This window comes from Allokutzneria albata (genome assembly GCF_900103775.1).
GTDB lineage: Bacteria > Actinomycetota > Actinomycetes > Mycobacteriales > Pseudonocardiaceae > Allokutzneria > Allokutzneria albata.
Window position 1 is genome coordinate 626,011 of the sequence record NZ_LT629701.1, and the last position, 14,959, is coordinate 640,969.

2 protein-coding genes are annotated in these 14,959 nt (G+C 70.5%); both read left to right on the forward strand.

Translation table 11 applies throughout. The features are described from left to right. Window positions 1-14: 14 nt before the first annotated feature. Entirely contained in the window at window positions 15-10,271 is a 10,257-nt protein-coding gene (locus tag BLT28_RS02880; RefSeq protein WP_083383639.1) for a type I polyketide synthase, read from the forward strand. 220 nt (window positions 10,272-10,491) lie between these two features. After that, window positions 10,492-14,943 (forward strand): type I polyketide synthase, encoded by a 4,452-nt coding sequence (locus BLT28_RS02885; RefSeq protein WP_456318821.1) that lies wholly within the window; start codon window positions 10,492-10,494, stop codon window positions 14,941-14,943. Window positions 14,944-14,959 lie beyond the last annotated feature (16 nt).

The following is a 14,959-nucleotide window of genomic DNA, read 5'->3' on the forward strand; positions in this document are numbered from 1 at the left end:
TGTGGGGTTGTGACATGGCGGATCAAGACAAGCTCCTCGGGTTGCTGAAGAAGGTCACGGCGGACCTCCAGCAGACGCGGGCGCGCCTGCGCGAGGCCGAGTCGGCGGACAACGAGCCGATCGCGATCATCGGGATGGGCTGCCGGTTCCCCGGCGGTGTGGAATCCCCCGAGGACCTGTGGGACCTGGTGGAACAGGGCCGCGAGGGCATCACCGGTTTCCCGAACGACCGGGGCTGGGACCTCGACGGGCTGTTCCACCCCGATCCGAACAACCCCGGCACGTCCTACGCCAGCACCGGTGGGTTCGTGCACACGGCGGCTCGGTTCGACCCGGAGTTCTTCGGGATCTCGCCGCGCGAGGCGCTGGCGATGGACCCGCAGCAGCGGTTGTTGCTGGAGGTGTCCTGGGAGGCCATGGAGCGGGCGGGAATCGACCCGCTCTCGCTGAAGGGCTCCTCGACGGGCGTCTACGCCGGTGTGGCCTCGCAGGAGTACGGCCCGCGCCTGCACGAGCCCGCCGAAGGCGTCGAGGGTTACCTGCTGACCGGGACGACCTGCTCTGTCCACTCCGGACGCGTCGCGTACTCCTTCGGGTTCGAGGGGCCTGCGGTCTCGGTCGACACCGCGTGCTCCTCCTCCCTCGTGGCCCTGCACTGGGCTGTCCAGGCGCTGCGGGCCGGCGAGTGCTCGATGGCGCTCGCCGGTGGCGCGAACATCATGGGCGCGCCGGGCATCTTCGTGGAGTTCTCCCGCCAGCGCGGGCTCTCCCCGGACGGTCGCTGCAAGTCCTTCGCCGCCTCGGCCGACGGCACCGGGTGGTCCGAGGGCGTCGGCATGATCCTCATCGAGAAGCTCTCCGACGCTCAGCGCAACGGCCACGAGGTGCTGGCCGTCATCCGCGGCACCGCGATCAACCAGGACGGCGCGTCCAACGGCCTGACCGCCCCGAACGGTCCGTCGCAGCAGCGTGTCATCCTCGCCGCGCTCGAGAACGCACGACTGTCCACAAGGGACGTCGACGTGGTCGAGGCGCACGGCACCGGCACCGTGCTCGGCGACCCGATCGAGGCGCAGGCGCTGATCAACACCTATGGGCAGGACCGCGACCAGCCGCTGTGGCTGGGATCGCTGAAGTCCAACATCGGCCACGCCCAGGCCGCGGCCGGCATCGGTGGCGTGATCAAGATGGTGCAGGCGCTGCGTGCAGGCCGGCTGCCGAAGTCCCTGCACGTCAACGAGCCCACCCCGCACGTGGACTGGTCCGCGGGCGCCGTCTCGCTGCTGACCGAGGCGCGGGACTGGCCCGCAGTGAAGATGCTCGACCCCGCCAGCGGGTCTTCGGTGGACCGCCCGCGCCGCGCCGCGGTCTCGTCCTTCGGGATCTCGGGAACGAACGCGCACATCGTCCTGGAACAGGCGCCGGTCGCGGAGGTCGCCGAAGCGCCGCGTGTCTTCACGACGCCGATTCCGTGGCTGCTGTCCGCGAAGAACGAAGAAGCGCTGCGGGTTCAGGCCGCGCGACTGCTGGATCGGGCTTCCGCGCACCCTGTCGACATCGGGTTCTCCCTCGCCACCGGGCGGGCCGCGCTGGACGTTCGCGCTGCCGTGATCGGGTCCTCGCAGGAGGAGCTGATCGAGGGGCTGACCGCATTGGCGGAGGGTGGTCGCGCGTCCGTGCAGGGCCGCGCCACCAAGGGGAAGACCGCGTTCCTGTTCACCGGCCAAGGTGCTCAGCGCAGGGACATGGGGCGGGCGCTGTACGACGCCTTCCCCGTGTTCGCCGCTGCCTTTGACGAGGTGCGTGCACTTCTGCCGGAGATCTCCGAGGAGGAGCTGGACCAGACCGGGAACGCCCAGCCTGCGCTGTTCGCGTTCGAGGTCGCGCTGTACCGGCTGATCGAGTCCCTGGGCGTGCGCCCGGACTTCCTGGCCGGGCACTCGATCGGTGAGCTGGCCGCCGCGCATGTGGCCGGTGTGTGGTCGTTGGAGGATGCTGCTCGGATCGTCACGGCTCGTGGTCGGTTGATGCAGGCTCTGCCCAGTGGTGGAGCCATGATCGCGATCCAGGCGACGGAGGAGGAGGTCTGCGCCAAGCTCGTCGAGGGCGTGGACATCGCCGCCATCAACGGCCCGCGGTCGGTGGTGATCTCCGGTGTCGAGGCGGCTGCGCTCGCGGTGGCGGAGCAGTTCAAGGATCGCAAGACCAAGCGGCTTTCGGTGTCGCACGCCTTCCACTCGGGCTTGATGGACGGGATGCTGGCGGAGTTCGGCAAGGTGGTCGGCTCCGCGACCGCTTCCGCGCCGACCATCCAGATCGTCTCCACCCTGACCGGCAAGACCGCGACCGCGGCCGAACTGTCCTCTGTGGACTACTGGGTTCGGCACGTGCGGGAGACTGTGCGCTTCGCCGACGCGGTGCGCACGCTGGGTTCCTTCAACGTCATGAAGTTCGTCGAGGTCGGGCCGGACGGCGTGCTCACCGCCGCCGGTGCGGAGTGCGTGGACGAAGGCACGTTCGTCGCGCTGTCCCGCCGTGACCGCGATGAGACGCACACGCTCGTCACGGCGCTCTCGCGGTTCCACGTGGCGGGCGGCAAGGTGGACTGGGCGAAGGTGTTCGCTCCGACCAACGCGCAGCGCGTCGACCTGCCCACGTACGCCTTCCAGTACCAGCACTTCTGGCTCAACGGGCCGACCGGTGGTGCTGATGTGGCCGCGGCGGGACTGACTGCTGCCAAGCACCCGTTGCTCGGTGCGGCGATCTCCCTGGCCGATGGGGACGGGTTCCTGTTCACCGGGCGCTTGTCGCTCAGCTCGCACGCATGGCTCGGCGACCACGTCGTGATGGACTCGGTGCTCGTGCCGGGGACGGCGTTGGTGGAGCTGGCGATTCGCGCGGGCGACGAGGTGGGTTGCGGCGTCGTCGAAGAGCTGACGCTGCACGCGCCGTTGGTGCTCACCACCGCGACGATGGTTCAGGTGGCGGTGGGCGGCGCGGACGAGACTGGACGCCGTTCGGTGTCGGTGTACTCGTCGCGCTCCGAGGACCAGTGGACGCTGCACGCCTCGGGTGTGCTTGCCACGCAAGGAACTCCTGCGTCGTTCGACTTCGGGCACTGGCCGCCCGCTGACGCCTCCGCTGTCGAGCTGGATGGCGTCTACGACCGGCTCGCCGAGGCGGGTCTGCGCTACGGGCCGCTGTTCCGCGGGCTCAAGGCGGCGTGGACGCGCGGCGAAGAGGTGTTCGCCGAGGTCGAACTGCCTGGTCAGGACGTGGACAAGTTCGGCATCCACCCGGCGCTGCTGGACGCGGCGTTGCACGCCACGGGACTCGGCGAGCAGAGCGGTGCGTCGCTGCCGTTCTCGTGGAGCGGCGTCACGCTGCACGCCGGCGGAGCCACCGCGCTGCGCGTTCGCCTGGCGCCCGTCGGGACCGAATCCGTGTCGCTGACCGCTGTGGACCCGACCGGCGCTCCGGTGATCTCGGTGGACTCCCTCGCGCTGCGGGCGGTTTCCGCTGAGCAGGTGCAGGCTGCCGCTCTGGAGCAGGACTCGCTGTTCCGCCTCGACTGGACTCCCGTTGCTTCACCGTCCCCTGTGGACTCGGAGTCCTTCAAGGTGTTCGTCGTCGAGCCGGGCGCGGGCGATGTCGTCGCTGACGCGCACGCGATCACCACGCGCGTTCTCGCCGCTGTCCAGGAGTTCCTGGCGGACGACAGCCTTGCCGACTCGAAGCTGGTCGTCGTCACCAACGGCGCAGCCGGGCCGGACGTGACCGATCTGGCCGCCTCCGCGGTGTGGGGCCTGGTGCGGTCGGCGCAGTCGGAGAACCCGGACCGCTTCGTCCTGGTGGACGGCCCGCTCGACGAGGTCGGTGCGGCCGTTGCGACCGGCGAGGGACAGGTGGTCGTCCGCGGCGGCAAGCTGTTCGTGCCGCGCCTGACGCGTGGAGTCTCCGCCTCGCCCGCGGAGTGGGACCCGGCCGGAACCGTGCTGATCACCGGCGGCACCGGTGGGCTCGGCGCCTTGCTGGCGCGGCACCTCGTGGCTGAGCGCGGTGTGACCAGCCTGGTGCTGACCAGCCGGCGTGGTCTCGACGCGCCCGGTGCCGCGGAGCTTCGCGACTCCCTCACGGCACTGGGCGCGCAGGTCGGGGTCGCCGCGTGCGATGTCTCGAACCGTGCCGAGGTTTCGGCTCTGTTGAGCGGGATCTCGAACCTGACCGGCGTGATCCACGCCGCCGGTGTGCTCGACGACGGTGTGGTGTCCGCGCTGAGCCCGGAGCGCATCACGGGTGTGTTCACGCCGAAGGTCGACGCCGCCTGGCACCTGCACGAGCTGACGGAGAACCTGCAGCACTTCGTCCTGTTCTCCTCGGCCGCAGGCGTGCTTGGCGCGCCTGGCCAGGGCAACTACGCGGCGGCCAACTCGTTCCTCGATGCCCTTGCGCGCCACCGCCGCTCGCAGGGCCTTGCGGCCAGCTCCGTTGCATGGGGTCTGTGGCAGCAGGACAGCGGTATGAGTGGCGAACTGTCCAAGGACGAACTGGCGCGGATGCGTCGCGACGGGTACGGCGCGCTCACCCCGGAGGAGGGCCTTGAGCTCTTCGATGTCGCGCTGGCCCAGGACGACGCCTTCCTGGCCGCGGTCAAGCTCGACATCCCCTCGCTGACGTCCTTTGCCCGCACGGGTGTCGTGCCGCAGGTGTTGCGCGGCCTGGTTCGGGTTCCGGTTCGTCGCACCGCGAACGCGGCCGAGGCCGCTGGGCTGCGGGACCGCCTGGTGTCGCTGTCGGCGGCCGAGCAGGACCGCGCGTTGCTGGAGCTGGTGCGGACCCAGGTCGCCCAGGTGCTCGGGCACTCCGGCGGTGGGGCGATCGAGCCGGACCGCGCGTTCACCGATCTCGGGTTCGACTCGCTGACCGCTGTGGAGCTGCGCAACGGTCTCACCGCGGCGAGCGGTCTGCGGCTGCCCGCCACGCTGATTTTCGACTACCCGACGCCGCTCGACCTGGCCCGGCACGTCCGCGCGGAGCTGCTGGGCGAGCTGGCCGAAGTGAAGGCCACCGCTGCCGTCGGTTCCGACGAGCCGATCGCGATCGTCGGCATGGGCTGCCGTTTCCCCGGCGGGGTGAGCACTCCCGAACAGCTGTGGGAGCTCGTGGCCTCCGGTGGCGACGGCGTCACCTTCTTCCCCGACAACCGCGGATGGGACCTGGAAGGGCTCTACCACCCGGACCCCGACCACTCCGGCACCTCGTACAGCCGGGAGGGCGGGTTCCTGCTCGACGCGGCCGAGTTCGACCCGGAGTTCTTCGGGATCTCGCCGCGCGAGGCCCTGGCCATGGACCCGCAGCAGCGCCTGCTGCTGGAGGTCACGTGGGAGGCGGTGGAGCGCGCCGGGATCGACCCGAGTTCGTTGAAGGGCTCGGACACCGGGGTCTTCGCGGGCGTCATGTACTACGACTACGGGTCCCACGTGGACTCCGTGCCGGAGGAACTGGAAGCCTTCATGGGCACCGGGACCTCGGGCAGCGTCACCTCCGGCCGGATCGCCTACACCTTCGGGCTCGAAGGGCCCGCGGTCTCCGTGGACACCGCGTGCTCGTCCTCGCTCGTCGCGCTGCACTGGGCCGCACAGGCGCTGCGCAGCGGTGAATGCTCGCTGGCCCTCGCCGGTGGTGTGACCGTCATGCCGACCGCGGAGTCCTTCGTGGCCTTCTCGCGGCAGCGCGGCCTCGCGCCGGACGGTCGCTGCAAGCCGTTCTCGTCGTCGGCCGATGGAACCACGTGGTCCGAGGGCGTTGGCATGATCCTGCTGGAGCGCCTGTCCGACGCTGTCCGGAATGGACACCAGGTGCTCGCCGTCGTGCGGGGTTCGGCGATCAACCAGGACGGCGCGTCCAACGGCCTGACCGCCCCCAACGGTCCGTCGCAGCAGCGTGTGATCCGCCAGGCGCTGGCCAACGCCGGTCTCGCCTCGGACGAGGTCGACGCGGTGGAGGCGCACGGCACGGGCACCGTGCTGGGCGACCCGATCGAGGCGCAGGCGCTGATCAACACCTACGGTCAGGAGCGCGACCGTCCACTGTGGCTGGGCTCGCTGAAGTCGAACATCGGTCACGCGCAGGCGGCGGCCGGTGTCGGCGGCATCATCAAGATGGTGCAGGCGATGCGGCACGGTGTGTTGCCGAAGTCGCTGCACATCGAGGAGCCGACCTCGCACGTGGACTGGTCCGCGGGTGCTGTGTCGCTGCTGACGGAGTCCATCGAGTGGCCTTCGGTTGATCGTCCTCGCCGCGCCGCGGTGTCGTCCTTCGGCATCTCCGGCACCAATGCCCACGTGATCCTTGAGCAGGGCCCGGAGCCGGTGGCGAGCCCTGCGAAGTCCGTGCCCGACATCCCGTGGGTCGTCTCGGGCAAGACCCCGGACGCGCTGCGGGCGCAGGCGGCGCGGCTGCGGATTTGGATCGAGGAGAACCCGGACGCGGATCTGGTCGACGCCGGGTTCTCGCTCGCCACGGGCCGGGCGGCCCTGGAGCACCGGGCGGCGGTCGTCGCTTCGGACCGCGACGGTGTGCTTGCCGGGCTTGAGGAACTGGCCATCACCGGGCACGCGAACAGCGGCAAGATCGCGTTCTTGTTCACCGGTGGCGGCGCGCAGTACCTCGGCATGGGCCGTGAGCTGTGCGAGAAGTACCCGGTGTTCGCGGCCTCCTTCGACGCTGTCACCTCGGAGTTCGACAAGCACCTCGCCGAGCCGCTGCGCGAGGTCATGTTCGCGGAGAAGTCGGATCTGCTCGACCGCATCGACTACATGCTGCCGGCGCTGTTCACGATCGAGGTGTCGTTGTTCCGGCTCCTCGAATCGTGGGGGATCACGCCGGACTTCGTCGCCGGGCACTCCATCGGCGAGTTCGGCGCGGCGCACGTCGCCGGGCTGTGGTCGCTGGAGGACGCCGTTCGCGTGGTGTCCGTGCGGGGCCGCCTGATGAACTCCATGCCGCCGGGGGGCGCGATGGTCGCGATCCAGGCGTCCGAGGAGGAGGTGCTGCCCGAGCTCACCGGCAACGTGGGCATCGCCGCGCTGAACGGTCCACTGTCGACGGTGATCTCCGGCGACGAGGAGACCGCGCTGCGCATCGCCGCCGCGTTCAAGGAGCGCGGGCGCAAGGCGAAGAAGCTCGTGGTCAGCCAGGCTTCGCACTCCGCGCTGATGGACGGCCTGCTCGGCGAGTTCGGTGAGACCACCGCGAGCCTGACCTACCACGAGCCGCGCATCCCGATCGTCTCCACGCTGACCGGCAAGCCCGCGACGCTGGCCGACGTCGGCGACCCCACGTACTGGGTGCGCCACATCCGGCAGCCCGTCCGGCTCTTCGACGCGGTCCGGGTGCTGGAGTCCGAGGGCGTGACGAAGTTCGTCGAGATCGGTCCGAACGCCGTGCTCACCGCGGCAGCTCAGGACTGCGCGGAGAACCCGGACAACGCGGTGTTCATCCCGTTGGTGCGCAAGGAGCAGGACGAGTCCCTCGCGGTGGTGCGGGCGCTGGCCCAGCTGCACGTGGCGGGCGCGAAGGTCGACTGGACGGCGTTCTTCCCGAGGGACGCCCAGCGCGTCGACCTGCCCACCTACGCCTTCCAGAACCGCTCCTACTGGCTGATGCAGGGCACCGGCGTCGCGGACGTCACCGCGGCCGGCCTGGTCTCGGCCGGGCACCCGCTGCTCGGCGCCGCGGTGCCGCTGGCCGATGGCGACGGCGTGCTGTTCACCGGCCGGATCTCCCTGGCCACGCAGCCGTGGCTGCTCGACCACGCGGTGATGGGCACGGTCCTCGTGCCGGGTGCCGGGCTGGTCGAGCTGGCGATCCGCGCGGGCGATGAGGTCGGCTTCGGCACGGTCGAAGACCTGACCTTGCAGGCTCCGCTGGTGATCCCCGAGACGGGCTCCGTCGTGGTGCAGGTCGTTGTGGGCTCTGAGACTGCCGAAGACCCGCTTGCGGGGTCGAGCATTGTTACAGCGCGCCGGCTCGTTTCCATCTACTCGCGGCGCGGTGAGGAAGCGTGGACCGTGCACGCGGTCGGAACACTCGTCGCCAGCGCTTCGTCCATTGTGGACATCGGCAGCTGGCCGCCCGCTGGGGCTGAGTCGGTTCCGGTGGAGACGCTGTACGAGGACCTGGTGGGCTCGGGCTTCGGGTACGGGCCGCTGTTCCAGGGCGTTCAGGCGGCGTGGACGCTCGGCGAGGACGTGTACACCGAGCTGGCCTTGCCTACCGAAGAACCGCTTGCGGGTTCGAGCAATGGCACGGGCACGGACATCCGCTCTTTCCTGATTCACCCGGCGTTGCTCGATGCGGCGCTGCACGGGATGTTCCTGCGGGACAACAACTCCGAGGGGGCAGCGCTGCCGTTCGCGTGGTCGGGTGTGACCCTGCACGCGACCGGGGCGAGCACCCTGCGGGTGAAGCTCACGCCGACCGGGCCGGACTCCGCGCGGGTGATCGGCGTGGACGGCGGCGGGAACCCGGTGATCACCGTCGACTCGATCGCCGTGCGGGCCGTCTCCGCCGACCAGCTGCGGACCGACAGCGACTCGCTGTTCCAGGTCGACTGGGTGCCGGTGAACGGCGCGGGCGAGGCCCCCGAGTACGAAGTGCTGACCCTGGAGTCCACAAAGGACGACCCGGTGGGCGAGACCTACCGGCTGACCCACGAGGTGTTGGAGAGCGCGCAGCGCTGGCTGACCGAAAACGACTCCACCCTGGTGATCCACACCGAGGAGCAGAACCTCGCCACCGCCGCGGTGTGGGGACTGATCCGTTCGGCGCAGTCGGAGAATCCCGGGCGGTTCGTGCTCTTCGAGGGCCCCGCGGACGCGATCGGTGCTGCCGTCGCGACCGGGGAGCCACAGGTGCGGGCCCGCGACGGCGGACTCTTCGCGCCACGACTCGCCAAACCGCAGCCCGCGGGTGAGCCGGTCACGTGGAACGCCGAAGGCACGGTGCTCATCAGCGGTGGCACCGGCGACCTCGGAGCCCTCGCGGCGCGGCACCTCGTCGCGCGGCACGGGGTGAAGCAGCTCGTGCTGACCAGCCGTCGCGGCATCGACGCACCCGGCGCGAAGGAGCTCCAGGCGGAGCTGACCGAACTCGGCGCCACCGTGCGGATCGAAGCGTGCGACACGGCCGATCGGAGCGCGCTCTCGGCTCTGCTGAGCGGGATCTCCGACCTGACCGGCGTGATCCACACGGCCGGTGTGCTCGACGACGGCGTGATCTCCGCGCTCACCCCGGAGCGGGTGGACGGGGTGTTCCGGCCGAAGGTCGACGCCGCGTGGAACCTGCACGAGCTGACCGAGGACCTCAGCCACTTCGTGATCTACTCGTCGGCGGCCGGTGTGCTCGGCGGCCCCGGGCAGGGCAACTACGCCGCGGCGAACTCGTTCCTGGACGCGCTGGTGCGGCTGCGCCGGGAGCAGGGCCTCGCCGGTCAGTCGCTGGCGTGGGGCCTGTGGGAGCAGGACGGTGGCATGGCCGGGGATCTGGGCAGCCACAACGTCGACCGGATGAGCCGGGACGGCTTCGGGGCGCTCAGCCACGCCGAGGGCATGGAGGTCTTCGACGCCGCGGTCGAGCTGGACCAGCCGCTGCTGGTGCCGATCAAGCTGGACCGCACGGCCTTGCGCGCCGGGTCGGTCCCCGCGATCTTGCGCGGCCTGGTGCGTGCCCCGGCGCGCCGGGCCGCGCAGGCCGCCGTCGCCGAGACAGTCTCGCTGGCCGATCGACTGGCCGCGATGCCGGCGCTCGAACGCGCCGAGGCGGTGCTGGACGTGGTGCGCGCCCAGGTCGCGGCGGTGCTCGGGCACGGATCGGGAGCGGAGGTCGATCCCGACCGGCCGTTCACCGAGCTGGGCTTCGACTCGCTCACCTCGGTGGAGCTGCGCAACCGGCTCAACACGGTCACCTCGTTGCGGTTGACGGCGACGGCGGTGTTCGACCACCCCACGCCGCAGGCCATGGCCGACCACCTCAAGCCGTTGCTGCTGCCGTCGGAGCCGTCGGAGGAGCCGGTCGAGGTGGACGAGAAGGCCGTGCGCGCGGCCCTGGCGAAGATCTCCATCGAGGAGTTCCGCCGGGCCGGGGTGCTCGACGCCCTGGTGCGGCTGGCCGGTTCGGTCGGCCCGGACAGCGCCGAGGTGGAGGCCATCGACGAGATGGACGTCAGCGACCTGGTGCAGCGGGCGATGGCGTCGGCGAAGGGCACCTGATACGCCGAAAAAGGCCAGTTCAGCAACTGTCTATGTGTTCTCCTACTAGTGCGGACAACATCCGCATCAATGGTTGACCACCCCCCGCGACTGCCCATCCAATGTCCTTGTACAAGGGCGCTGGATGGGCAGTTTCGCTGTTCAGGGCATGTTTCTAGCTATTTGTACAGTTGACGCCAGAGAAGCGGAGAGTGGGATGGCGAATTCCTCCGAGGAGCTCATCGCGGCGCTGCGTGAGTCCCTGAAGGAAAACGCGCGGCTGGTGGCGCGGAATAGCGAACTCGCCGCGGCCGCGACCGAGCCGATCGCGATCGTCGGCATCGGCTGCCGCTTCCCCGGCGGCGTGCGCACGCCGGAGCAGCTGTGGGACCTGGTCGCCAGGGGCGGCGAGGGCGTCTCCGACTTCCCCACCGACCGCGGCTGGGACCTCGGCTCGTTGTTCCACCCCGATCCCGACCACCAGGGCACCTCCTACACCAGCCGCGGCAACTTCCTGCACGACGCCGCCGAGTTCGACCCGGAGCTGTTCGGGATCAGCCCGCGCGAGGCCCTGGCGATGGACCCGCAGCAGCGGCTGCTGCTGGAGGTCGCGTGGGAGGCCTTCGAGCGCGCGGGCATCGACCCCGGCACCGTGAAGGGCAGCGCGACCGGGGTGTTCGCGGGCCTGATGTACAACGACTACGGCCAGAACCTGGACGAGCTGCCCGAGGGCGTCGAGGGCTTCCTCGGCACCGGCACCACCGGCAGCGTGCTCTCCGGCCGGATCTCCTACACCTTCGGCCTCGAAGGCCCCGCGGTCACCGTGGACACCGCGTGCTCCTCCTCTCTGGTCTCGATGCACCTCGCGGCGCAGGCGCTGCGCACGGGGGAGTGCACGCTGGCCCTCGCCGGCGGTGTGACCGTGATGTCGGTCCCGGACACCTTCGTCGACTTCTCCCGCCAGCGGGGCCTTTCCGTAGACGGGCGCTGCAAGTCCTTCGCCGCCGCGGCGGACGGCACCGGCTGGTCGGAGGGCGCGGGCATCCTGTTGCTGGAGAAGCTCTCCGACGCCAAGCGCAACGGCCACCCGATCTTCGCGGTGGTGCGCGGCTCCGCGGTGAACCAGGACGGGGCGTCCAACGGGCTCACCGCGCCGAACGGCCCTTCGCAGCAGCGCGTGATCCGCCAAGCGCTCGCCAGCGCCGGACTGTCCACTTCGGACGTCGACGCGGTCGAGGCGCACGGCACCGGCACCGTGCTCGGTGACCCGATCGAGGCTCAGGCCGTCATCGCGACCTACGGCCAGAAGCGGGAAACGCCGCTGTACCTGGGATCGCTGAAGTCCAACATCGGCCACGCGCAGGCCGCCGCAGGTGTCGCCGGTGTGATCAAGACGGTGATGGCGCTGCGGCACGGTGTCCTGCCGAAGTCGCTGCACATCGACGAACCCTCGCCGCACGTGGACTGGACGGCCGGGGCGGTCACCCTCTTGACGGAAGCTGTCAAGTGGCCCGCGGTGGACCGTCCGCGCCGGGCCGCGGTCTCGTCGTTCGGCATCTCCGGCACCAACGCGCACGTGATCCTTGAGCAGGCTCCGGCCGTCGAGGAGGAGCCGCGCGAGGTCACGCCGCCGCCCGCGCTTCCGTGGATCGTCACCGGCAAGACGCCTGCGGCGCTGGCCGCGCAGACCGCGCGCATGAAGTCCTTTGTGGACAGCAATGACGCTGTAACAATGCTCGACCCCGCAAGCGGGTCTTCGGTGTCTGATTTGGACATTGCGTTCTCGTTGGCCACCACGCGTGCGGCACTGGACGAGCGGGCGGTGTACCTCGGTTCTCTCGACGGTGAGCCCGTCGCCCGCGGCCGCCTGGTCAAGGGCAAGACCGCGTTCCTGTTCACCGGTCAGGGTTCGCAGCGCCTGGGAATGGGCGAGGAGCTTTACCGCGCCTACCCGGTGTTCGCTGCGGCCTACGACAAGGTGCGGGCGCTCCTGCCCGAGGCGGCCACCTCGCAGGAGGAACTGAACCAGACTGGCAACGCACAGCCCGCGCTGTTCGCCCTTGAGGTCGCGTTGTACCGGCTCGTCGAGTCGTGGGGCGTGCGGCCGGACTTCCTCGTCGGCCACTCGATCGGCGAGCTGGCCGCGGCGCACGTCGCCGGGGTGTTCTCGCTGGAGGACGCGGCTCGCCTGGTCACCGCGCGCGGACGGCTGATGCAGGCTCTGCCGCAGGGCGGAGCCATGATCGCGATTCAGGCGACCGAGGACGAGGTGCGGGAACACCTCGTCGAGGGCGTGGACATCGCGGCCGTCAACGGTCCTCGCGCGGTGGTGATCTCCGGCCTGGAGGACGGGGCGCTCGCCGTCGCCGAGCAGTTCAAGGACCGCAAGACCAAGCGCCTGGCCGTCTCGCACGCCTTCCACTCGTCGCTAATGGAGGGGATGCTGGCCGACTTCGCGAAGGTCGCGATGTCGGTGACGTACTCCGAGCCGACCATTCAGGTCGTGTCCAACGTGACGGGCACCGTCGCGAAGGCCAGCGAGCTGATGTCCGCAGAGTATTGGGTGCGGCACGTGCGCGGCGCGGTCCGCTTCGCCGACGGCATCGCGACGTGTGCGGAGAAGGGCGTCACCCGCTACCTCGAACTCGGCCCGGACGGCACGCTTTCCGCGATGGGCGCGGATTGCGTCGCGGTGCCGATGCTCGACCCTGCAAGCAGGTCTTCGGCCACTTTCGCGCCGGTGCTCCGGAAGGACCGCCCGGAGCCGGAAGCGCTCGTTGCCGGTGTCGGGCAGGTGTTCGCCGCCGGGGCGACGGTGGACTGGCACGCGGTGTTCGCCGGGACGGGCGCGCGTCGCGTCGATCTCCCGACGTACGCCTTCCAGCACCAGCGCTTCTGGCTGAAGTCCGCTCAGCGCAACAAGGACTCGTGGCGCTACCGCGTCCGGTGGGACGCCATCAGCACTCCGCGCGCCTCGCTGCACGGCACGTGGGCGGTCGTCGGCTCACGGGACCCGCTTCTCGAAGCCGCGCTCACCGCTCGCGGAGCGAAGGTCCAGTGGGCGTCGAGCGCCGTTGAAATGTCCGAAGTGGACGCTGTGCTGTCGATCGGTGGGGACCTCACCACGACCCTGTCACTCGCCCAGAACGTCGACGTGCCGCTGTGGTGCGCCACGGTCGGCCGGACACCCGAGCAGGCGCAGGTGTGGGGGCTCGGGCAGGTCGTCGCGCTGGAGCACCCGGAGCGCTGGGGCGGCCTGGTCGAACTCCCGGCGGCGCCGGGGGAGCAGGACTTCGAGCTGTTGGCCGATGTCCTCGGCGGTGCGGAGAAGCAGGTCGCCATCCGCGAGAACAGCGCGCTGGCGCGGCGGATGGTCCACTCCGAGCCGGGAACGGCGAAGCGCGACTGGAAGCCGCGGGGCACGGTGCTGCTGACCGGTGGCACCGGAGCGCTCGGCTCGTTCACCGCGCGGTGGCTCGCCCGCAACGGCGCCGAACACCTGGTTCTGTTGTCCCGCCGAGGGAACTCCGCGCCTGGGGCAGCCGAGCTCAGTGCGGAGCTGACCGAGCTCGGCGCGCGGGTGACCGTGGCGGCGTGCGACGTCACCGACCGCGACGCACTGGCCGAGCTGATCGACAAGCTGCACGCGGACGGCGAGGCAATTCGTTCCGTCATGCACATCGCGGGCGTCGTCGACGACGGACCGCTTGCCGCGCTGGACAACGCTCGGCTCGAAGGCGTGCTCTCGCCGAAGGTCACCGCGGCGCGGAACCTGCACGAGCTGACCAAGTCGCTGGACCTGGACGCGTTCGTGATGTTCTCCTCGCTGGCCGGGGTCTGCGGCAACCCCGGGCAGGGCGCCTACGCGGCGGCCAACGCCCACCTGGACGCGCTCGCCGAGCAGCGGCACCTGGACGGGCTGCCCGCGACCTCGATCGCCTGGGGGGCCTGGGCCGAGGCGGGCATGGCCACGAGCGGCACGCTCGACGACGAGCTGCGGCGCTTCGGGATCCGCCCGATGGACCCCGAGCGGGCGCTCACCGCGCTGCAGGGCGCGCTGGACCAGGAGGACGTGGCGATCACCGTCGCCGACATCGACTGGCCCCTGTTCGCGCCGAACGTTCCCGGCACGCTGTTCGACGCGATCCCGGAGGCCGCCAAGCCCGCTCAGCCCGAGGACGAGGCGGCCGCGCTGCTGCGCAAGCTTGAAGGTGCGCCCGAGGCCGAGCAGACCCGGTTGCTGGTGGAGCTGGTGCGGTCGCGGGTGTCCACTGTGCTCGGTCACGCCACGACGGCCGCCGTGCAGCCGGAGCGCGCGTTCTCCGAACTGGGCTTCGACTCGCTGACCTCCGTGGAGTTCCGCAACCGGCTCAACGCGGCGACGGGCCTGGTGCTGCCGACCTCCCTGGTCTTCGACTACCCGACGCCCGTGGCCCTCGCGGCCTTCCTGCGCGAGGAGCTGCTCGGCTCGGACAACGACGCCGACCACCTGCTGGACCGGCTCGAAGACACCTTGCAGGCCCTGGAACCCAGCGACGAGCTGCGCGAGCGGCTGGTCGGGCGGCTCAGGGCCCTGGTGTCGGCCACCACGGCTGAAACATCGGCGGGGGACGGTACCGAACTCGTCGAGTCGCTGCGCTCCTCCTCCAACGACGAACTCTTCGACTTCATCGACAAGCAGCTCGGCCAGTGAGTAGTGGGGATCTCTG

Coding starts and splice junctions, on each gene's coding strand:
- BLT28_RS02880 (WP_083383639.1), top strand. CDS start 15: ATGGCGGATCAAGACAAGCTCCTCGGGTTGCTGAAGAAGGTCACGGCG.